Annotated in this window: 23 protein-coding genes; 17 read left to right on the top strand and 6 right to left on the bottom strand. The window is 57.1% G+C overall.

All coding sequences use genetic code 11. The annotated features are described in order from the left end of the window. Positions 1-327: 327 nt before the first annotated feature. The 7 genes from phnC to C8N31_RS02305 all read left to right on the top strand — a co-directional run bounded on the left by phnC (position 328) and on the right by C8N31_RS02305 (position 6,955). Positions 328-1,143 (top strand): phosphonate ABC transporter ATP-binding protein, encoded by an 816-nt coding sequence (gene phnC, locus C8N31_RS02275; protein WP_025047325.1) that lies wholly within the window; start codon positions 328-330, stop codon positions 1,141-1,143. Between the two features lie 61 nt (positions 1,144-1,204). Then, positions 1,205-2,122 (top strand): phosphonate ABC transporter substrate-binding protein, encoded by a 918-nt coding sequence (gene phnD / locus C8N31_RS02280; RefSeq protein ID WP_025047326.1) that lies wholly within the window; start codon positions 1,205-1,207, stop codon positions 2,120-2,122. A 67-nt stretch (positions 2,123-2,189) separates the two neighbouring features. Further along, complete coding sequence (phnE, locus tag C8N31_RS02285) at positions 2,190-3,062, top strand: phosphonate ABC transporter, permease protein PhnE (RefSeq protein WP_025047327.1); 873 nt, start codon at positions 2,190-2,192, stop codon at positions 3,060-3,062. After that, complete coding sequence (gene phnE, locus C8N31_RS02290; RefSeq protein ID WP_025047328.1) at positions 3,059-4,375, top strand: phosphonate ABC transporter, permease protein PhnE; 1,317 nt, start codon at positions 3,059-3,061, stop codon at positions 4,373-4,375. Before phnE (C8N31_RS02285) ends, phnE (C8N31_RS02290) begins: the two co-directional genes overlap by 4 nt. Beyond that, positions 4,372-5,019 carry an SDR family NAD(P)-dependent oxidoreductase gene (locus tag C8N31_RS02295; protein ID WP_025047329.1) on the top strand — a complete coding sequence of 216 codons (648 nt, stop codon included), beginning with the start codon at positions 4,372-4,374 and terminating at the stop codon, positions 5,017-5,019. Before phnE (C8N31_RS02290) ends, C8N31_RS02295 begins: the two co-directional genes overlap by 4 nt. A gap of 2 nt (positions 5,020-5,021) precedes the next feature. Next, positions 5,022-5,639 (top strand): DapH/DapD/GlmU-related protein, encoded by a 618-nt coding sequence (locus C8N31_RS02300; RefSeq protein ID WP_025047330.1) that lies wholly within the window; start codon positions 5,022-5,024, stop codon positions 5,637-5,639. A 101-nt stretch (positions 5,640-5,740) separates the two neighbouring features. Beyond that, positions 5,741-6,955, top strand: coding sequence for a glycerophosphodiester phosphodiesterase family protein (locus tag C8N31_RS02305; RefSeq protein WP_025047331.1), 1,215 nt, complete (start codon positions 5,741-5,743; stop codon positions 6,953-6,955). A gap of 49 nt (positions 6,956-7,004) precedes the next feature. Here C8N31_RS02305 and phnF read toward each other — a convergent pair whose 3' ends face one another. Next, a complete protein-coding gene (gene phnF / locus C8N31_RS02310; protein WP_025047332.1) occupies positions 7,005-7,724 on the bottom strand; it encodes a phosphonate metabolism transcriptional regulator PhnF in 720 nt (239 codons plus the stop codon). Positions 7,725-7,805: 81 nt separating this feature from the next. Here phnF and phnG point away from each other — a divergent pair, with 81 nt between their 5' ends. The 8 genes from phnG to phnN are packed head-to-tail and all read left to right on the top strand — an operon-like array spanning position 7,806 to position 13,378. After that, positions 7,806-8,261, top strand: a complete 456-nt coding sequence (gene phnG / locus C8N31_RS02315) for a phosphonate C-P lyase system protein PhnG (protein WP_025047333.1) — start codon at positions 7,806-7,808, stop codon at positions 8,259-8,261. Continuing rightward, positions 8,261-8,839 carry a phosphonate C-P lyase system protein PhnH gene (phnH, locus tag C8N31_RS02320; RefSeq protein ID WP_025047334.1) on the top strand — a complete coding sequence of 193 codons (579 nt, stop codon included), beginning with the start codon at positions 8,261-8,263 and terminating at the stop codon, positions 8,837-8,839. Before phnG ends, phnH begins: the two co-directional genes overlap by 1 nt. Beyond that, positions 8,839-9,927 carry a carbon-phosphorus lyase complex subunit gene (locus C8N31_RS02325; RefSeq protein WP_025047335.1) on the top strand — a complete coding sequence of 363 codons (1,089 nt, stop codon included), beginning with the start codon at positions 8,839-8,841 and terminating at the stop codon, positions 9,925-9,927. The genes phnH and C8N31_RS02325 overlap by 1 nt, the downstream gene beginning before the upstream one ends. Then, complete coding sequence (locus C8N31_RS02330) at positions 9,924-10,523, top strand: HAD family hydrolase (protein ID WP_025047336.1); 600 nt, start codon at positions 9,924-9,926, stop codon at positions 10,521-10,523. The genes C8N31_RS02325 and C8N31_RS02330 overlap by 4 nt, the downstream gene beginning before the upstream one ends. Beyond that, entirely contained in the window at positions 10,520-11,383 is an 864-nt protein-coding gene (locus tag C8N31_RS02335; protein ID WP_025047337.1) for an alpha-D-ribose 1-methylphosphonate 5-phosphate C-P-lyase PhnJ, read from the top strand. The genes C8N31_RS02330 and C8N31_RS02335 overlap by 4 nt, the downstream gene beginning before the upstream one ends. Then, a complete protein-coding gene (gene phnK / locus C8N31_RS02340; RefSeq protein ID WP_025047338.1) occupies positions 11,380-12,150 on the top strand; it encodes a phosphonate C-P lyase system protein PhnK in 771 nt (256 codons plus the stop codon). The genes C8N31_RS02335 and phnK overlap by 4 nt, the downstream gene beginning before the upstream one ends. A 2-nt stretch (positions 12,151-12,152) precedes the next feature. Further along, entirely contained in the window at positions 12,153-12,836 is a 684-nt protein-coding gene (phnL, locus tag C8N31_RS02345) for a phosphonate C-P lyase system protein PhnL (RefSeq protein ID WP_025047339.1), read from the top strand. Beyond that, a complete protein-coding gene (gene phnN, locus C8N31_RS02350) occupies positions 12,833-13,378 on the top strand; it encodes a phosphonate metabolism protein/1,5-bisphosphokinase (PRPP-forming) PhnN (RefSeq protein WP_025047340.1) in 546 nt (181 codons plus the stop codon). Before phnL ends, phnN begins: the two co-directional genes overlap by 4 nt. On the opposite strand, the gene C8N31_RS02355 is transcribed toward phnN, so the two are convergent. Then, positions 13,360-14,031 carry a DUF1045 domain-containing protein gene (locus tag C8N31_RS02355; RefSeq protein ID WP_025047341.1) on the bottom strand — a complete coding sequence of 224 codons (672 nt, stop codon included), beginning with the start codon at positions 14,029-14,031 and terminating at the stop codon, positions 13,360-13,362. The two genes, phnN and C8N31_RS02355, sit on opposite strands and share 19 nt — an antisense overlap. Positions 14,032-14,056: 25 nt before the next feature. Between C8N31_RS02355 and C8N31_RS02360 the strand changes: the two genes are divergently transcribed. Both C8N31_RS02360 and C8N31_RS02365 read left to right on the top strand, forming a co-directional pair. Further along, on the top strand, positions 14,057-15,223 hold the full coding sequence (locus C8N31_RS02360; protein ID WP_051544574.1) for an alpha-D-ribose 1-methylphosphonate 5-triphosphate diphosphatase: 1,167 nt from the start codon (positions 14,057-14,059) through the stop codon (positions 15,221-15,223). 520 nt (positions 15,224-15,743) lie between these two features. Beyond that, complete coding sequence (locus C8N31_RS02365) at positions 15,744-17,648, top strand: adenylate/guanylate cyclase domain-containing protein (protein WP_025047343.1); 1,905 nt, start codon at positions 15,744-15,746, stop codon at positions 17,646-17,648. Between the two features lie 249 nt (positions 17,649-17,897). Here C8N31_RS02365 and C8N31_RS20185 read toward each other — a convergent pair whose 3' ends face one another. Genes C8N31_RS20185 through C8N31_RS20190 form a run of 4 tightly spaced genes read right to left on the bottom strand, consistent with a single transcriptional unit; the run spans position 17,898 to position 20,879 of the window. Beyond that, entirely contained in the window at positions 17,898-18,257 is a 360-nt protein-coding gene (locus tag C8N31_RS20185) for a hypothetical protein (protein ID WP_146173095.1), read from the bottom strand. Then, positions 18,254-19,771, bottom strand: coding sequence for a YfjI family protein (locus C8N31_RS02370; protein WP_025047344.1), 1,518 nt, complete (start codon positions 19,769-19,771; stop codon positions 18,254-18,256). The genes C8N31_RS20185 and C8N31_RS02370 overlap by 4 nt, the downstream gene beginning before the upstream one ends. Further along, positions 19,768-20,640: a toprim domain-containing protein gene (locus C8N31_RS02375; RefSeq protein WP_037917808.1), complete on the bottom strand. Its 873-nt coding sequence runs from the start codon at positions 20,638-20,640 to the stop codon at positions 19,768-19,770. The genes C8N31_RS02370 and C8N31_RS02375 overlap by 4 nt, the downstream gene beginning before the upstream one ends. Further along, positions 20,637-20,879 (bottom strand): hypothetical protein, encoded by a 243-nt coding sequence (locus C8N31_RS20190; RefSeq protein ID WP_025047346.1) that lies wholly within the window; start codon positions 20,877-20,879, stop codon positions 20,637-20,639. The genes C8N31_RS02375 and C8N31_RS20190 overlap by 4 nt, the downstream gene beginning before the upstream one ends. Positions 20,880-21,070: the final 191 nt, after the last annotated feature.

Raw genomic sequence — 21,070 nt, forward strand, 5'->3', positions numbered from 1 at the left:
TCTAAGCGCGCGCTGTCATCGCATGTCACATCCGCCGTTGGCGATTGTGCCAAAGCTGGAAAGGCTGTGAAGCCTATAACGAAAAGAAAAATGTAGCGTCTCATGGTGATACACTAACCGCAGAGGCGTGAATGTAACAAGTATATGACAGCATTATCCACGGGTGTGGCGCCATGGAGATTTACCACGATAGGTAGCGCCCCTGACTTGCCTGCCCTCACCGACCGTCACGCAACCTTTATAAAACTTTCAAAAAAATGATTCAAAACTGTCACCCAAGTGTTGGACTACAGGCCTAAGCATCCCCAGAACGCATCGGGGGATAACATGCTGACCATTAGCAGACTGACAAAACAGTTTGGCGATAAGATCGCCGTGGACGCTGCCAATATCCAAATTGACGCACCTGCGATGATTGGCATCATCGGCCGCTCAGGCGCGGGCAAGTCGACTCTTCTGCGGATGATCAACCGGCTCAGTGATGCATCAGATGGCGAAATACTGTTTCAAGGCGAAGATGTGACGGCAATGCGCGGTGCCGCGCGCCGCCACTGGCAATCGCGTTGCGCGATGATCTTTCAACAGTTCAATCTGGTGCCTCGCATGGATGTGGTCTCAAACGTGCTGCATGGAACGTTGAACCGCCGCTCAACGCTGGCGACGATGTTCAACCTTTATCCTCAGTCCGACATTCACAAAGCCATCGATATTTTGGACCGTCTTGGCATCGCTGAACAGGCACCCAAACGTGCAGAAGCCCTGTCAGGTGGCCAGCAACAACGTGTCGCCATTGCGCGCGCGCTGATGCAGGACCCTGCTATTATTCTGGCCGACGAACCTATCGCATCGCTTGATCCGATGAATGCACAAGTCGTGATGCAGTCCCTTCGCGACATTCACGAAGAAGATGGCCGCATGGTCATCGCCAACTTGCACACACTGGATACCGCACGTCGCTACTGTGACCGGGTTATTGGCATGCGCGATGGCCGCATCGTGTTTGACGGCACGCCCGCACAACTGACCACCGGTGTCGCGCGCGACATCTATGGGGCGGGCGCGGACTTTTCCGAAGCCGCCACATCAACCGAAATCGAAACGCTGGACAGGACGGACGCGCCCAAAATCGAGGTCGTCGCCTGAGCTAGTTTACCTGCGTCCCAGTATGACACGGGGGCGCTCAATTCCTTCCATGGAGACACTGATGAAAAAGTTTATCGCAGCCGCTTTGGCAACCACAGCACTTGCCGCCCCCGTCTACGCAGATGGCCATGAAATCACCGAATTCCGTATTGGTGTCCTTGGCGGTGAAAACGCACAGGACCGTTTGAACAGCTACGCTTGCTTGCAGGAATACGCATCCGAAGCCCTTGGCGTTGAGACGAAAATATTTGCTCCGGCTGACTACAATGGCGTCATTCAGGGTCTGCTTGGTGGCACACTCGACATGGCGTGGTTGGGCGCATCATCATACGCGGCAACATACTTGCAAAATCCAGAGGCGGTCGAGCCTGTGCTTGTCAAAGTAAACCTTGATGGTTCCATCGGCTATCATTCCATCGGCTTTGCGCGTGTTGACAGTGGCATCGACAGCATTGACGCCATGGAGGGTAAAGTCTTTGGCTTTGGTGATCCAAACTCCACATCAGGCTACCTGATCCCATCGATTGAGATTCCTCAGTACAAAGACGGCATCACGATGGAATCTGGAGACTACTTCGGCGAAGTTAAGTTCACTGGCGGCCATGAACAGACGATTATTGCCGTGGCAAACGGCGACATCGATGGTGGCGTGACTTGGGCGGCTGGCCTGAACGACAACTGGGAAGATGGCTACGATTCAGGCGCGTTGCGCAAGGCGGTTGACGCGGGTCTCGTTGACATGAACGATCTTGTGCAGATTTGGCAGTCCGCTGTGATCCCTGAAGGTCCGGTCGTTCTACGCAAGAGCCTGCCGGCTGACGTCAAAGCGACGATGACCGAACTCGTTGATAACCTGTATGAAAACGATCCCGAGTGCTCTTACGGCGTGTTTTCTGGCGACGGCTTGGGCGCACAGCCAGTTACGCATGACACATACATTTCTATCGTTGAGGCCCGCAAAGCCAAAATCGGCGGCTAAGTTATTTTATGACGACACCGGTCGCCTCGGTTCTGCGAGGCGGCCGGTATTTTTGTGCAGGGACATCATGACAACACAAGACACAGCAAGCGTGCCAAGCATCGGGAACATTCGTGAAAGCTATATTGCCCAAGTGGGACGGCGCAGGCTCTATAGTGGTTTGGCGCTGCTCATCTTCGTGGTCTTGATGGTGTCTGGTTTTAACGTGGCGGACGACCGAAATGCAGGTGGGTTCTGGGAAGGATTGCATCAAATTGGCGACTACCCTAGCGAAGTTTTTGCCGAAGCATGGGAAAAGCGCGCAGACCTGCCAGTCCTGATTGCCAAGTTTTTCCCGGCCCTTGTTGAAACCATCAATATCGCGTCGGTGGCGACGATCATCGGCGCCATTGGTGGCCTGATCCTGTCTCTGTTGGGAACGCGAGGCCTTGCGAAATGGCCAAGTTTGATCCCGCTGTTTCGCCGATTTTCCGACATTCTGCGCGCAATCCCCGAAATCGTGATCGCGCTGGTTATGATCTTCGTTTTGGGCGGTGGACCTGTACCTGCGATGATCGCGATTGCACTGCACACGGCCGGTGCATTGGCCAAAATGTTTTCTGAAGTGGCTGAGAATGCTGACCTGAAACCCGTTGAAGGACTGGCCTCAACAGGAGCCACATGGACACAGCGGATGCTGCTGGGCGTGTTGCCGCAGGTTGCGCCAAACTACGTCAGCTACACGCTGCTTCGGTTTGAAATTAACATCCGCGCCTCAGCCATTCTGGGCTTTGTTGGTGCGGGGGGTATTGGGTACGAGCTGCGCAATGCGATGGCTTGGGGACCGGGCCGGTTTGATGAGGCCGCCGCGATCTTTGTCCTGCTGTTCGGAACAATCGTTTTCTTTGACCAAGTCTCAAGCCGCTACCGCAACCGTTTGACCGAAGGACAGGCCCAATGACTGCCGTAGATATCCAAACCGCCAAAATCCATGCAGATGGTCTGTTTCGTCGCAAACGTTTGTTCGCTTTCGGCGTGCCTGCGGTGATCTTGGTCTACTTTGCCTATATCTTCTTTGCTTTTGATGTGCCGGGCTTGGTCCAGCGTGTGAATGTGGACAATGCACGCACGCTGGCCTCTGATATCTGGTCGCACAAGGTTCACGTCACCCGCGACAACCGGAACGGCGAAATCGCCTATGCTGTTGAAGGCGAGCGCAAGGGCGAATACCCCGAAGGCGCACGTCCCGCGTGGGTCAGCGGCACCGACGTTGTCAAGGTTGATCTTGGTGGCGACACCACTGTACGTTTCTTGTCAGACAACCGCACCCAGGTGAACATTCCGGGCTTTGGTCTGGTCGAAGCACAGGCCGAAGGCCGTAAGGTCACTACCAATCTGCCCGCTGATCTGCCTGATTGGATCAACGCCTCAGATCGCCGTGTCGCGATCACAACGCCCGAGGGTCGGATCACCCTTACGGGGTCCAAGACCGAAGTGTTCAACTATTTCGCGGGCTGGGAGCTGTTTTGGTTCACGCTCGACAGCCCCTATCACGGCGTCGGTATCGGGCAGATCCTATTCGGCGCACAGATCGACCCGGGTCGTGGCAACATCAACGGCGCAGTGGCGGACTTTTGGCACAACAAGATGTGGCGCCATAAGGATATCGCATGGGCCATCGGTGAGACCATCCTGATGGCGTTCTTAGGGACCATGGGGGCTGCGATCATCGCGCTGCCACTGGCGTTCCTAGCCGCCAAACGATTTACACCAGTCCTATTGTTGCGTGCAGCCACGCGCCGCTTGTTTGATTTCGTGCGCGGTGTGGATGCGCTGATCTGGACCGTGATTCTTGCCCGTGCGTTCGGACCGGGCCCGTTGACCGGTGCCTTGGCTATCTTGATCACCGACACGGGAACATTCGGCAAGACGTTCTCTGAGGCGCTAGAAAACGTCGATGACAAACAGATCGAAGGTGTGACATCGACCGGTGCCAAACCGCTGCAACGGTATCGGTTCGGGGTAATCCCGCAAGTCGTTCCCGTGCTGCTGGCACAGGTGCTCTATTTCCTCGAATCCAATACCCGTTCTGCGACGATCATCGGCGCGATCACGGGCGGCGGCATTGGCCTGATGTTGACGCAAGCCATCCAAACGCAAAAAGACTGGGAGGAAGTCGCATATTACATCATCCTGATCATTGTGATGGTCATGTTGATGGACTGGCTGTCGGGCTGGCTGCGTGGTAAATTGATTGGCGGCAAAGACGGATGACGACCTATTTGATTACGGGTGTGAACCGCGGCATTGGGGCCGCGTTGATGGCGGGTGCCACCGCGCGCGGACATACCGTCATTGGCACGACACGCGACGGACGGTACGGAACTGTGCCGCTTATCTTTGATGATCCGGCACGCATCGCTGCGCAATTGGCAGATATCCCTCCCGTTGACGTGCTTATCAACAACGCAGGCGTCATCGGGCCTGAGGCAGAACATCAAACGCCGTTGGACATGGATTGGTATGGATTTGCCCATACCTTATCGGTGAATACGTTGGCCCCTTTGGCCGAGGCCCAAGCGGTGCTGCCGCGCCTGCGCGAAAGTAGAGCCCCCAGGATTGTGAACGTGTCGTCCCAAATGGCGTGGATGAGGTATCGCAAGCCGACACAGATCGCCTACCGCGCCTCAAAATCCACGCTGAACAAAGTGATGCAAGGCCTTGCCACATCGCTGGAACCTGACGGGATCCTTGTCGTTCTTGTGGATCCGGGCTGGGTGCGCACGGACATGGGTGGGATGGACGCAGATGAAGACCCAGACGACGTAGCTGCAGGCTTCCTTGATATTTCCGCAGGACTGACCCTTGCAGAGACGGGTAAGTTTTTTCGATTTACCGGCGAAGAAAGAGAATTTTGATCATGCCCCGACTAAGCGCGACCAACCCTTTCATCCATCCCGATTGCGATATCACCGACAGCACATTTGGTGCTTACGTGGAAATCGGGCGTGGCAGCCGCCTGAATAACGCGACCTTCGGGGATTATTCCTACTGTGACCGTTACGCCGACATCGCGAATGCGCAGATTGGAAAATTCGCCAATATCGCAGCGTTCAGCCGGATCGGTGCGACGGACCATCCTTTGGACACCGCCGCCTGTCACCATTTCCTCTATCGCTCTGCGGATTATTGGGATGACACGACGTGGGATGAGGCGTTCTTTTCGCATCGCAAATCCCGTATCGCCCACATCGGGCACGACACATGGGTCGGGGCGGGTGCGATGGTTAAGCCTGAGGTTACTTTGGGTGACGGCGCGGTCGTGGCGGCAGGGGCCGTAGTCACAAAGGATGTCGATCCCTACACAATCGTTGCTGGGACACCCGCCAAACCCTTACGGTTGCGCCAGCCACGCAACATCGCGGACCGTCTTGTTGCGCTGGCGTGGTGGGATTGGGACCATGATGCATTGCGCGAGGCGCTGGACGATTTTCGGGCCCTGAAGGCCGACGCGTTCTTGGAAAAATACGAAAACTAACCCCGCGGCGACCTGCTTTCATAAACCTTTGACGTTTCTGTTATGGGGCAGTCACACAACGCGATTACCCCGAGCCAGAATGACCACCAAAGGGGAACATCATGCTTCGTTTCATCGCACTGACAACAGCCACGCTCGCCGCGGCACCTGCCGTCGCACAAACGCTTGACCGCGTTGAATACGGCCCGCGTCCGTTTTACCTGATCGACCGGATGGAAGACGGTCCACTGAAGGATCAGTTGCAGTCTTGCCAAAATCAAGATGCGTCACGCTCGCTGTTTTCCATCGGACACCGGGGTGCGCCGATGCAGTTTCCAGAGCACACGGTTGAATCCAACCGCGCGGCGGCCTTGATGGGGGCGGGCATTTTGGAATGTGATGTGACGTTCACCGAAGACCTTGAATTGGTGTGCCGGCACGCGCAGAACGATTTGCATACAACGACCAACATCCTTGCCACGCCACTGGCCTCAACCTGCACAACGCCCTTTACGCCAGCGTTTGGAGATGCTAGTGCCACCGCCGAATGCCGTACATCCGAAATTACGCTTGACGAATATCGCAGCTTGACGCCCAAGATGGACGCCGCTGATAGCACCGCCACAACGGTAGAGGCCTATCTTGACGGCACAGCGGATTTTCGCACCGATCTATATTCGGCTGAACCTGCAATGCTGATGACACACGCTGAATCCATCGGATTGTTTCGCGACCTTGGCGCGCGGTTCACGCCTGAACTCAAATCACCCTCGGTCGAGATGCCGTTCAACGGCTTCACGCAACAGGACTACGCCCAAAAGCTGGTCGACGAATATGTCGCCGCGGGCGTTCCTGCGACTGATGTCTGGTTGCAATCGTTCAACCTCGAAGACGTGCTTTACTGGATCGAGGCCGCGCCAGAGTTCGGTGCGCAGGCCGTGTATCTCATGGATGAATACGACATTGAAGGCTATTCCCCGATGGATGCGTCTACTTGGCCAAATGCCATGGAAGAACTTAAGGCCATGGGCGTCAACTACATCGCGCCACCCACGTGGATGCTGGTCACACTTGAAAATGGCGAAATCGTCCCGTCCGAACTGGCCATCCAAGCCAAAGCTGCAGACCTCAACATCATCACCTGGACCATCGAACGCTCTGGCCCGCTCGTGAATGGTGGGGGTTGGTATTACCGGTCTATCGCAGATGCGGTGAACAGCGACGGCGTGATGTATGAATTGATCGACGTTCTTGCGCAGGACGTGGGCGTTGAGGGCATCTTTTCGGATTGGCCCGCGACTGTGACGTATTATGCGAACTGCATGGGTCTCGAATAGTCCTGCCCATCGGAACGCATCGGTCTCGCCTGTTTCGGGCGGGGCCGTTTTAGTTTTCCAAGGTTAGTTTAACCCGATCTCCGACAAACCAGGTGCGCCCGTATTCGACGGGCTTCCCTTCCAGATTAGCATTCACACCTGAGGATCGCAGCAGCGGATCCCCCTCAGCCACTTGCAAGTGCAGTGCTTGCGTAGCGCCCGCACGCACAGCTGTCAGTCGCGTGGATGCGCGGGTATAATCTGCCACACCGACGGTGGCCAAAGCCTCGGTGACGCTGCCCTGCGTGCGAAACGCTTCTGAAATGCCAGGGGTCCGCGCCAATGGAAAGACGCTTTCGAACACTGCGATGGGTTGTGCGTCGGCCAAGGATAGCCCGTGGTAAGAACAGACTGGTTCACCCGCATTGATGGCGAGCGCCTGTGCCTCGCCGTCTGTCGCAAACCGGTCTTCGACCAGCAGAACGCGCTTTTCGGGCAATCGCCCTGCCGCGATGAGATTGTCATGGAACCTAACCTTGCGCCCGATGGGATAATCGGTGGGCGTTGAGGCCACAAAAGCCCCCGCTCCGCGCCGCGTGCGGATCAATCCTTCGTCCACCAATGCAGAAATCCCGTGGCGCACAGTGTGGCGGTTGACCCCGAACCGCTCGGCCAAGGCGGCCTCGGTTGGAAGCTTGTCCCCGGGCGCATAGCGACCTTCGGCCAGATCACTGCGCAAGGCTTGCGCAATGGCCTGCCAGATCGGGGTCTTGGGGGAAGTGTCACGCAAAATTCACAAATCTCCGCTGGGGGAATCGATCGGATCTGTTAATATGTGTCTAGTTGTATAGTAAATCGAAAAGTTGTCGAGATGAAAGACATGAACGAAGACCATGCACCGCGCCAACGCTGGCTCGGCCTTATGGCCAAAGCCCCTGCGGGCCGCGTTGCCAGCCTGTTGGATGAGGCCATGACGCGCCCTGCGTTCACATGGCTACGTGCACCCGAAGTTGGCAGCACAATGGTGCGGGCTCGCGCAGGTGCAACGGGTGGGCCGTTCAATTTGGGCGAAGTCACCGTAACGCGCTGTGCGCTGACCCTTGCCACCGGCGAGGTCGGCCATGCCTACATTCAAGGGCGCAGTAAGGCCGATGCAGAGGCCGTGGCCGTCGTGGATGCTCTGATGCAAACGTCGAAAGCGGCAACGTTGCAGGCGCAAGTGCTGGATCTGCTCGACGCAGAACAGACGGCCAAAAGGAACGCGCGCGCGGCCAAAGCCGCCGCCACAAAGGTTGATTTCTTTACAATGGTGCGAGGAGAAGACTGATGCAGGCCCAGACCCTCAGCGGTGGATTTGCCGACCCTGCCACCGCCTCTGCGGCGGCGTTTCGTCAGGTGATGGAGGCGATGGCCCGCCCCGGTACAATCCTTGACGTCAGTGGCGCCGCACCGCCTGCGCCGCTTTCCCTTGCGACAGGCGCTGTTTTGCTAACGTTGTGTGACCCGGATACGCCGATCCATCTGGCAGGCCTGCTAGATTGCGATGCCGTGCGGACTTGGGTCGCATTTCACACGGGCGCGCCGGTTGTTGGGCCGTCTCATTGCATGTTCGCAGTTGGCAGCTGGGACGACCTTGTGCCGCTGAGCGCTTATCAAATTGGCACACCGCAATACCCTGATCGCTCTGCCACGCTGATCGTTCAGGCCGAGCGGCTAGAGCCGACGGGTGCCACTTTGTCCGGCCCCGGCATCAAGAACACGCACAGCCTGTCCCTGCCTGAGACTGAGGCGTTTCAGCACAATTCTGGGCGTTTCCCGCTTGGTCTTGATTTTATCTTTACCTGTTGCGACCGCGTGGCGGCCCTGCCGCGCACAACGGTTGTTTCGTACAAAGGAGCGCTCTGATGTATGTGGCTGTGAAAGGCGGCGAGCGGGCGATTGAGAACGCGCACGCTTGGCTTGTCGAAGAACGCCGTGGCGATACCTCCGTGTCCGAGCTTAACATCGCGCAAATCCGCGAACAGCTAGCATTGGCCGTCAATCGTGTCATGGCCGAAGGATCGCTTTATGATCCTGACCTTGCGGCCCTTGCGATCAAGCAGGCGCGCGGCGATCTGATTGAGGCGATTTTTCTGATCCGTGCCTACCGCACCACGCTGCCCCGTTTTGGCGCATCTTTGCCCATCGACACGGGAAGGATGGCCTGTGATCGGCGCATTTCGGCGACATTCAAAGACCTGCCCGGCGGACAAGTTTTGGGGCCGACGTTTGATTACACGCACCGTCTGCTGGACTTCAAACTCGCTGCCGAAGGGGAGGTGCCAGAGGCCGCGACACGCGAGGCGACGCCCGGCGACGTCCCCCATGTGGCTGAATTCCTCAACCACGGAGGGTTGATCGAAGAGGCCCGACACAATGACACCACACCCCCAGACCTGACCCGCGAACCGCTTGAAATGCCTGCAGAGCGCAGCTTGCGCTTGCAGGCACTCACCCGTGCGGACGAAGGGTTCACACTTGGCATGGCCTATTCCACCCAGCGTGGCTATGCGCGCAATCATGCCTTTGTCGGCGAATTGCGCATTGGGGCTGTGCCTGTCGAAATGGACATCCCAGAACTGGGGTTCAGCATCGAGATCGGCGAGGTCACGTTGACCGAATGCGAAACTGTCAACCAGTTCACCGGCTCAAAATCTGAGCCGCCACAGTTCACACGTGGCTACGGGTTGGTCTTTGGCCAAACCGAACGCAAAGCGATTTCAATGGCACTGGTTGATCGCGCACTGCGCTGGGAAGAGCTTGGCGAAGAAGACGAAGGCGCGCCTGCGCAGGATGCTGAATTTGTGCTGTATCATGCGGACAATATTCAGGCGACCGGGTTCCTTGAGCACATCAAATTGCCCCACTACGTCGATTTCCAAGCCGAATTGGAACTGGTGCGAAAGCTGCGTGAAGAGGCGGGTGCAAACACAGCACGGGAGGCCGCAGAATGAGCCCCGATACTGTGGTATTTGACATCGGCGGCGTGCTGATTGACTGGCGGCCACATCTGGCATGGGCTGAAGAGATGGACGCGTCTGAAGCGCACGCTTTCATGGATCGGATAGCCTTTGACAAGCTGAACCTCGCCTGTGATGCAGGCGCGACATTTGCGCTGGCTGCCTCCCAAGTTTCAGACCCTGATGATGCGGCACGGCTCGGCCGATATGTTGAGAGGTATCAACACTCAGTCCCCGCCAAGATCACCGGCACTTGGGACATTCTATATGCCTTGAAAGACGCTGGAACGCCTGTTCATGCGATCACCAATTGGTCGGCGGAAACGTGGCCCGAAGGGTGCAAGGCGCATCCCGAGTTGTTGGAGGTCTTCGGCACGACCGTGGTGTCCGGCGAGGTCGGTGTCATCAAACCCTCAACCGAAATCTACGCCCTATTGTGCCACCGCGCCGATGTCGCACCTGAACGGTGCGTGTTCATCGACGATGGGCTGCACAACTGCTTGGGCGCACGGGCGGCAGGCATGGACGCGATCCATTTCAAAGGGCCGGAGGCCCTGCGCAAAGACCTCTCAGTACGGAGCTTGCTATGAGCGATTATAACTTCGCCTATCTTGACGAACAGACCAAACGGATGATCCGCCGCGCGATCCTCAAAGGGCTCGCCATTCCCGGCTATCAGGTGCCATTTGCCAGCCGTGAAATGCCGATGCCGTATGGCTGGGGCACGGGTGGAGTGCAGGTGTCGGCGGCGGTGATGACGCCGGACGATCGGTTCAAAGTGATCGATCAAGGAGCGGATGATACAACGAATGCCGTGTCGATCCGCACATTCTTTGAGCGCACGGCGGGGGTCGCCACCACGACCAAAACGTCAGAGGCGAGCGTCATCCAAACACGCCACCGCATCCCCGAAGAGCGTCTAAGTGAGGGCCAGATCCTTGTCTACCAAGTGCCGATCCCCGAGCCTTTGCAGTTCTTGGAACCCCGCGAAAGCGAGACCCGCAAGATGCACAGCCTTGAAGAATACGGGCTGATGCATGTGAAGCTTTACGAAGACATCAGCCGCCACGGCCACATCGCGACGTCATATGATTATCCGGTCAAGGTTGAGGGGCGTTATGTCATGGACCCATCCCCAATCCCGAAATTCGACAACCCCAAACTTGGCGATATGGCGGCAATCCAACTGTTTGGAGCGGGCCGTGAACAACGCATTTATGCGCTGCCGCCCTACACGCAGGTGGTGTCTCTCGATTTCGAAGACCATCCTTTTGAGGCCTCTAAACCGGACCATCCCTGCGCAATGTGCGGGGCGGAAAACAGTTACCTCGATGAGGTAATCACCGACGATACAGGCGGCCGGATGTTTGTGTGTTCAGACACCGATTTCTGCGAGGCAAGACAGGCCGCAGGCAACACCGGCACGATGAACGGAAGGGACGCGGCATGACACCTTTGCTTTCGGTCCAAGGGATCACTAAATTTTACGGTCATCATATCGGCTGCAAAGATGTGGGGTTTGATCTTTACCCCGGTGAGGTCATGGGGATTGTCGGGGAAAGCGGGTCAGGTAAGTCCACTTTGCTCAACTGTATGGCAGGACATTTGACACCTGACGCAGGCGCGGTTGTGTTCGACACACGCAGTGATGGCCCCAAGAACACCGTGACGATGTCCGAACCTGAACGCCGCATGTTGTCACGGACCGATTGGGCCTTTGTGCATCAACACGCCCGTGACGGGCTGCGCATGGGCGTCAGCGCGGGCGGCAATGTGGGCGAACGCCTTATGGCGGTTGGTGAACGTCATTATTGTGACATTCGCGCCAAAGCGACCGATTGGCTTGGCCGCGTGGAAATTGACGCCACCCGCGTCGATGATCGCCCCACAACGTTTTCTGGCGGGATGCAACAGCGCCTTCAAATCGCCCGCAATCTGGTGACAGGGCCAAGGCTGGTGTTCATGGACGAACCGACGGGCGGGCTTGATGTGTCGGTTCAGGCGCGGCTGCTTGATCTGTTGCGCGGGTTGGTCCGCGACATGGGATTATCTGCGATCATCGTCACCCATGACCTCGCCGTGGTGCGGCTGTTGGCGGATCGATTGATGGTCATGAAAGATGGCCACGTGGTGGAGGCGGGCCTGACGGATCAGGTCCTCGACGATCCCCAGCACGCCTATAGCCAACTCCTCGTCAGTTCTGTTTTGCAGGTGTGAGAATGATTGAACTTAAAAACGTGTCCAAGACTTTTACGATGCACAATCAAAGCAGTGCGGTGATCGAAGTTATCAATGATGTGTCATTATCTGTGGCGGCGGGCGAATGTGTCGCGCTGACTGGTGCGTCAGGTGCGGGCAAATCGACACTGATGCGGATGATCTATGGTAATTACCTGACCCAGGCCGGGCAAATCCTTATCGACGGGGCCGACTTGGTGCAGGCCGAACCACGCGACGTGATCGCCCTGCGCCGCGAGACCCTTGGATACGTAAGCCAATTCCTTCGGGTTGTACCGCGCGTGCCGACGCTGGATGTGGTGGCCGAACCGCTGCGCGCCGTCGGTGCCAGCGCCGAAACTGCGCAAGCCCGTGCCAAAGAGTTGTTGGCAAAACTTAATATTCCACAGCGGCTTTGGGCCCTGTCACCCACAACCTTTTCGGGGGGTGAACAACAGCGCGTAAACATTGCACGTGGCTTTGCCCATCCCTATCCCGCGATGCTGCTGGATGAACCCACGGCAAGCCTTGATGCCGCCAACCGCGAGGTAGTTTTGTCTTTGATCGAAGAGGCCAAGGCCCGTGGTGCCGCCATCATCGGTATCTTTCACGACGAAGCGGCCCGCGACCGCGTCTGTGACCGTGAAATTGACGTGAGCCAATTTACGCCCGGAATTGCGGCATGAAAAACGGGCGCCTCATTGCAGTGGTCGGCCCGTCCGGAGTGGGCAAGGACAGCGTCTTGGAGGGCCTCGCCGAGGCAGATCCATCGCTGCATCTTGTACGCCGCACGATTACCCGCGCGCCGGAACTCGGTGGTGAAGACTACGATGCAGTCAGCGTGGCAGAATTCAACGACATGGCCGCAAGTGGGAAATTTGCCTTGCATTGGGGCGCGCACGATTTGCTGTACGGCATACCTGCATCCATCCAAACTGTTTTGGCCCGAGGACAGGACTGCCTCGCAAATTTTTCACGTTCTGCGCTGCTGGCAGGTGATGCGGCCTTTGCCCATTTTTGTGTCCTCAGTATTACCGGAAGGCCCGAAACGCTTGCGTCGCGGCTCAAGGTACGGGGCCGCGAAAGCGAGGCGCAGATTGCGAAACGTTTGGCCCAAGCGGCCAAACCTTTGCCAAATGAGTTGAAGGTGATGACTATCAGTAATGATGGCGCGCTTGAGGACACCGTCGCAAATGCCCTGTCAATGCTTCAACCGGTGAGGGTGTAGCGTTGGATGAGTTCAAATCGCCCATCGGGACGCTCACCGCACAAAGCGATGCCGCCCAAATCATAACGATCCGCCAAGGGCGGCAGGTGCGCCAGCGCTGTGTTCATCCAAGCGGTGCGATCCGCCTCGGGCAAACGCCCGCTCAGCGTCAGGTGGAACCGGAATTCCTCCATCACGTAAGGGTAGCCCCACTCCAGCATCAGAGCCTCTTGGCGCGCGCTCAGACCTGCGCTGCGACGTCTTTCCAATTCGACCTCGGGCGCTGGGGCCCGAAAGGCATCGAGGTCGCGCACAGATGCGCTTGCGACGCGCTCCAACGCGGTCAGATCACCCGTCGGGGTCAACGCCAGAAATCCGCCCAATGTCGTCAGCGTCAGACCACCACTCGATGCAGGTGCGCAACGCCCAGCCAATCCTGCGGCCGCTGTCTGCAATTCATCCAAAGATCGGCCATCCGCCAGCCTGAACGGCGGCTTCAACGTCCCGTGAAAGCCATATTTGCGTGGTGTCATAGTAATGTCATCCAAACCGGGCACATCTGCCTGACGAGTGGCGGTGCCTGTCCGCACATCCCAGCCCAGCCAAACCGCCCCGAAGTTGGCCAATGTGTCATCGATCGGCGCGTCATAAATCGCGAAACGAGTATATGTCATGAATTATCCTCTTAGGCCTTCTGCTATGGACCACTCAGATGACACTTCTGTGTCAGACGACCTTTGCCTTTCCAATGCGCGCCTGGTCTTGTCGGATCAAGTTCTGACAGGATCCATCACGATTGAGCAAGGCGTGATTACTGACATTGTCGAAGGTGATCATCGACCCCACGGAAGTTTGGATTGCGCGGGCGATTTCGTGATGCCGGGTCTGGTCGAGTTGCATACCGACAACCTAGAGCGGCATATGGAACCACGCCCAGAAGTCGACTGGCCGCATTTGCCCGCACTGATCGCCCATGATGCGGAGTTGGCATCGGTCGGGATTACCACTGTTTTTGACGCTTTGCGCGCCGGTTCCATCCATTCTGGGAAAGGACGCTACATTGATTACGCCCGCGCGGTGGCCGACGAGCTTTTGGCCGCCCGCGCCATCGGTGTCTTCAAGATCAGCCATTTTCTGCACCTGCGCGCGGAAATTTGTTCTGAAACCCTTCTTGAAGAATTGGCCCGGTTCACGCCCGATGACCGTGTTGGGATCGTCAGCCTGATGGATCACACCCCCGGTCAACGTCAATTCCGCGACCTGACCGCCTTACGCACCTATGTCGCCAAGAAACGTGGCATGGATGACAACGACTTTGCAGAGCATGTGGCGAACCTGAAAAGGTTACAGGCCCAGTTCAGCGACAAGCACGAGAAGGGCGCCGTGTTAGAGGCCAAGCGGCTGGGTGCGGTTCTAGCCAGCCATGATGACACCACGCGCGATCACGTTGTGACGTCGCAACAAAACGGCGTCGGGTTCGCAGAGTTTCCAACCACCCGCGAGGCCGCACAAGCCTGCCGTGACCATGGCATTGCGGTCATGATGGGCGCGCCCAACGTCATCCGTGGCGGGTCACATTCCGGCAACGTCGCCGCCATGGACCTAGCCAAAAGCGATCTGCTGGATATTCTGTCATCTGATTATGTGCCCGGTGGGTTGTTGATGTCGGCCTTCCGCATCGCGGATCTCTGGGGCGATCTGCCACGTGCGATTGCAACAGTGACCCGCACACCCGCAATCGCGGCGCGATTGCCGGATCGGGGTAGCCTGCAAACAGGTCTTCGCGGTGATGTCTTGAGGGTGAATAAGGACCAAGGCACCCCGGTGCTCCGTGGCGTTTGGGCGAAAGGTGCGCGTATCTCCTGACATCCGCCAAGCTGAGACCCAGCAAGACTAGTTAGTGAATTTGAATGGCCGTTTTAGCGAAACCTGTTATGCGCAGTGAAGAGAACAAATGCTGCATCAGCGATAGCCGTAGCTGCAAAAGGCAGACTTGTCCAAGTTGAAGGTCCGCAAAGCCCACGAATGCAGCCAGTTGTGCAACCGCAGCGAATTCACCTTTTGTCCGCATCTTAACGGTTCGACCTCAGCGCAGCGAACGGCGTTACTTCCCGAACCGGCCACTAGCGACAGTTACAGCGAAGGTGCCGGAAGAGCCCTTTTTGACCAATGCTGCAGGATAGTCGTACGTTCGTGAAGCACTACGATCCGGACATCAGTTTACCGCAGCCACTTAGTGTGTCGGGCCAACACCACCCCAGAGTAACAGTTCTTCGCGTACGAGCCCTTTAGGGGTTCTCCGGCAATGGTGATACCCTTTAGCGTCTCGGTACTTTGAGCCCAATCACGTACGTGCTAACGTCCCTTAGTTTTGGAGCGTCAGCACATGGTCGAACCTCAATCCCGCCGTCTCGCGGCCATTCTCGCCGCTGATGTGGTCGGCTATTCCCGCCTAATGGGCGCGGACGAGGCTCAGACTCTCACTTCCGTCAAATCTGCAATCGACAAGGCTGTCAAACCCGCCCTCGAAGCTCATAATGGCCGTCTCGTAAAATTGATGGGCGACGGAATATTAGCGGAGTTCGGTTCGGTTGTAGACGCAGTTCGATGCGCTGTCGCTATCCAGACCGAAATGGCCTCACGCGGAACTGACGTCTCCGAAGACTGCCGTGTCTGCCTTCGAATTGGCATCAACTTGGGCGATATTATTTTTGAAGATGGGGATATCTTCGGCGACGGCGTCAACGTCGCCTCCAGATTGGAGGGGATCGCCGACCCAGGCGGCATTTGTGTTTCACGTACCGTAGCAGATCAGGTCGGTGCCAAGGCGGGGGTCACCTTTCAATCTTTGGGATTGCAGAGCTTGAAGAACATCTCTGAGCCGATAGAAGCGTTTAGCGTCCTACTTGACGGAACAGCTACACCTAGAGCCAACCGCTACCGATCTCCAATGCGTCTTGCGGCCTTCGCAGTAGCTGTTTTTGTTGCGGCTTCGGCCTGGTGGGTGACCAGCCCTGATTTCACACCTGCAGACCCAACGAAAATGACTCAAGAATTGCCCGAAGGCCCTTCAATTGCTGTGCTGCCTTTCGACTATCTTGGCTCGGACGGGGCAGAGAAAGAGTACATCGCCGACGGGCTTTCAGAGAACATTATCTCGGCACTCGCACGCCTTCCAAACACGCTGGTGATCGCTCGCAGCTCCACCTTCACTTACAAGGGCAAGGCGGCAGATGTGCGGGAAGTTTCCGAAAAATTTGGCGTCCGCTACATCCTCGAAGGCTCTGTCCAACTTTCCGGCGAAACCATCCGTGTTACCGCTCAGTTGGTTGACGGTGTGGACGGAAAATATCTCTGGACCGACACCTACGACCGCCCCGTCGATGACATTTTCGCGGTGCAGGACGAAATAACACTCTTCGTCGCACAGTCCATACAGCGCAGAACCTATACCACCACGGACTATTCAGTCACCGATTCTGCGCGCGCGACCCAGGGCACGCGAGACCTCGAGGCATGGACACTTCACATTAAAGGCAACGCCAGCCGACGGCGCTATACTCCGCAGGCGCTAGCGGAATCCCGAAAGCTCATCGAAAAAGCCATCTCGCTCGATCCATCTTATTCTCAGGCCTATTCCTCGCTTGCGCTCGCTTATTTTTTCGAAGCCCGGTTCGGCATTGCAAAAGACCCGGCAGCAACATTGGCAAAGGCCGCAGATTTGGCGAAAAAGGCGCACCAGCTTGAGCCAAACAACTACTATGCCGATACCGCGTTGGCCATCACGCGATTGATGCAAAGGAGGCCCGGGGACGCAAAGAAGCATGCACTCAGAGCGTTTGAAGCTGCGCCGGGCGATAGCGACGCAGTCGCACTCCTTGGCTGGGTGTTAAAATACGCAGGTGATTCCCGCGCAGCGATACCGTACTTCATTCGGGCCAAGCGCATCTACGTTATCCCGCCCTGGTGGGTCGTCGCCGATGAATTCGGAGCCAATATCGACATCGGCGATCATGACGCAGCTCTTAAGCTGGCGGATGAATGGGTTGAACGAGGGCCGCCTGCGTTCCGTGCCCATTTCCTTGCCATCGCCGCCGTGCCGAATTTTGGCTTGGGCAACGTGGTGGAGGCAGAACGCCTGATCGCAGAAGCACTCGCCCTTGATCCCAATTTATCGATCCAAGCTATGCGCCGCTGGGACGTTCCATATATCGATACTTCAACACCGGAGCGAAAATACGCCATTCTCCGCCAGCTTGGCCTGCCCGACACTCCGCCGCCCGGTGATTGATCAGTAGCAATGGTTTGCGATATTCGCATCGGGAGAGACTGCTTTGCGGCCTACCGAGAAACGCATTCAGTACCCCCTTTGTTAAATCCACGTGGCAGAGCAACGAAAGTCCAAAATCACGAAATGCGGACCTACCTCAGTGAAAGGCAAAAGGCGGCTTCGTCCCGCGTTGCGTCAGTTCGTTAGCCGCGCAGCGAAGGTCGGCTCATCCCAGACCAGCTTTTCGTTGAACGCGCAAAGAATTGCAGTTCAGAGCCCATATTCCTTCGTCGTTTTGATGTGTTCGCAATCTGCAATCCACTCTCGACAAACCCCACACCACACCCGACCATTCGGACCATGCCGTTCCCAATCGGAAAGCCCGCGCCACGCATCCAACGAAACGATGTTGCCCGTCCATGTTTTCGGGTGGCCATTAATGGCAAAGCCATGTCCCATGTCGTTTGTCGGAATTTCTGAGATTTCAGGCCGGGGTACTGCTACATCCGCTACTTTCGCTACATGAGGATGCGTTTTGGCTGTCTGTGTAGCCGATGTAGCGGGTGTAGCAGCGGTCGGCCTCTGTTTCCTGATTTCTGCCAGTTCGGCGCGGGGGTCAAAAAGCTTCATGAGGCCCTCACAATCCGGTAAGCTAATTGGCGTGCTTTCCCGTCGATCACAACGCCTTGCTCAAGGCGCAGAAGCCAACCATGTGATTCAAGAACACTCATCAACTTTTTGACTGCATTCGTCTCCCTGAGGGTATTTGGCCCCATAACAACAACGTCTCGCGGTACAATGGTGGCAGCATCGCGGTTTTGCCCCGCCGCTATTGTAGGCCAACTATCAAGAATCCAATGGCGCAGCATTTCAGCGCGGTCGATTTCCTCGGAAACTGTCGCGGCCTCTGCCAGTCTCTTTGCCTCCCAGAGGTAGAATTGAGCCAATTCTATTGCGCAGATCATCGCCTCGGAGTTTACAATCGTTGCCCCAAGGTCTGACCAAAGCGTGAGAACACCAGCGATACGGGCGGCTTGTTCGGGTGACTTTGACGCGAAGGACTTCACCTGTTCCAGCTTACCGCCCGGTGCCTGTTCAAGTTCTGTGCTGCGATAGTAACCAAACAGCAGCTTTTTGGCCTCATCAGACAAGCGCAATGCGCGCGGCTCAAGCTCATGTAAGTTACCTTCGACGGTTGGCATCGGATGCCCCAAAATCCCAGAAAGACGTGCGGACGCTGCTACAATCGCTACATCGGCTACATTCTCACCTGTCTGGCCTAATCTGGTGCCAATCGCACTGGGCGGCTCGGTAATCAGAAACCTTGCCAAGAACCCTTGACCGCTGGCGACGGGGTCAGCCAACAATGGACGGGCCGCAACTGGCTGCACCATAAGGTGCGCCGCAAGGCGTCTGCCATAAAGCGTGGTTGCACCGTCCCCCGCACGTACCCGGTCCAAGGCATCGCCGCCCCAAAGCCCAGACAGACCAGCGACCGTTTTCAAGCGGTTGTCACTGTTCATGGCGTGACCACCCAAGAAGCCACCGCCCTCATCTGAGAACAACCCAAGGCTCGGTTGGCCTGTGAGATACAACTTCACAAGCCCTTCAAGTGTGGGCTCAGCCGTTGTGATCTTTGGTGATTGTGGCTGCGCAGGTGCTGGCCCCAAATTCGCAAGATCAGCTTCAGCGTCACGTGCTTTTGCTGCATTGCTGCCCGCGGCCTCTTTGACCATCCGGTCACGCTTGGCTGACCAAAGCTTATGGTCACAATCCCACGCCGCCAACTCATCGCGGTAATCGGATGCACGACCCCTTTCGATTTCGCGCAAACCGGACATCACCAGTTTATCGCATCCGCTTTTGCGCTCCCCCGATTGCGCCACCGTAAGGCAAAACAGGGATACAGGGGCATAGCCCGCTAAGGTTTCAACATCGGCATGGGCCTGAACCGCCAATGAGGCGACAGACAGGGCAGATTGCGCGGCGATGGCGACAGGGGCCTGCGTCGTTGCCTGCACCGCCTCCACCACTGCGCGGAGGGGGCCAAGGGCGTGGACGGGATACGCTTCGCCTTTCGGAATCTCGCGTAACAACGGCTGCGGGCCTTCCTCGACGAAGGGTGTTGGCTTGAGAACAGTCATGCCGCCACCCCGCTTTGCAGAACATCATTCCAATCTTGCCCGTCAGGTGCAGGCATTGTGGAAACTTTCCAGCCCAATCCTGTCGCGGTGTGCGCAAGTGAGGACGCCGCTGCGCGCCCCGCTTCATCACCATCGCTGGCAATGACAAGCTGGCCGGGGCGCTTTGGCAGTGTGAGGCCCTTTATGCCGCTGGCGGACAATGCCGCCCAAACCGCATGGGAGCCGCTGAGAAGGCCAGACATAAGGCTGAGGCCCGTTTCAATGCCCTCACACACCACGAGGGGCCCAACAGAGTCAGACAGGCGCACCGCGCCGCCTGAGCATGGCCCCAGCATCATTTTGGCTGATTTATCCAATCGCTGCCCTTTCTTTGTAAAAAACGTCCGGTGAATGCCGCCAGTTGGTGCAACATCCGCGACTATCGCCGCGCAATATTGTCCGCTTGGCCCGTGATATGCGTCTGGCAACCAGCGCAGTGTGTCGGGCAAGGCGCATGTGATACCCCGCCCCCAGAGGTGGGTTTCGCCATGAGTGCCTGCGATTGACTGGCCGTGGTTCCAGATGTTGCGCGCGCGGTCCATGAGTTTCGCGGCCTGCACTTTCCGTTCGCGCTGCACATTTGCCAAAGCCATCTGGTCAATTTCGACGGTGCCGGGAGTAATGCCCGACGCCACCAAGATATCCTTGAAGTCGCACCCGCTCTTTTTGCAGTGCAACAGCAATCTGTCGTCTTTGGCCGTGACGGTTAATGCGGTTTGGTCTTTCCGGCGTGCAGACTGGCAAACCGGGCAAGGTGCAACGCCGTAGCCGCCGTGCCACTTGCCGCCAAGGTCTGCGCTCAATTGTGCGGGGTTGATCGTGCCGTTCATAATGTGCCCTCTGCAACTTTGCGCAGCAAATGCGCCGCACGGTTGAGGTTTGCCGCCATGATGCGGGCTTCATCAATTGTCAGTTGAACGTTGGGCTCCGGGTAGCCCCCACGCTGAATAGAATTGCGCTCAAGGAACTTGACCTCACTCAGGAAACGATCGTGGATTTGATCGAGACCGGATGCAGAAGCATTGGCAAGAAAGGGAATGCTCGGGGCTATGTTGGCGAAATCCCTCATTTGGAGGCTCCCCAGGCCAACGCCGCAATCATGCTCGCTTGTGCGACATTGAGCCCGTAATAGCGCCTGATGTAATTGATCTGGATCGGGGAGTTATTGGGCAAGTCTGTTTTGTGCGTGACGCAACCTGTGTCCGTTGATCGGGGGGTGTTTTGCTCGTTAGGTGTCATGATCCGCTTTCCCTTCAGGAT

The sequence above is a fragment of the Sulfitobacter mediterraneus genome (assembly GCF_003054325.1).
Classification (GTDB): Bacteria; Pseudomonadota; Alphaproteobacteria; order Rhodobacterales; family Rhodobacteraceae; genus Sulfitobacter; species Sulfitobacter mediterraneus.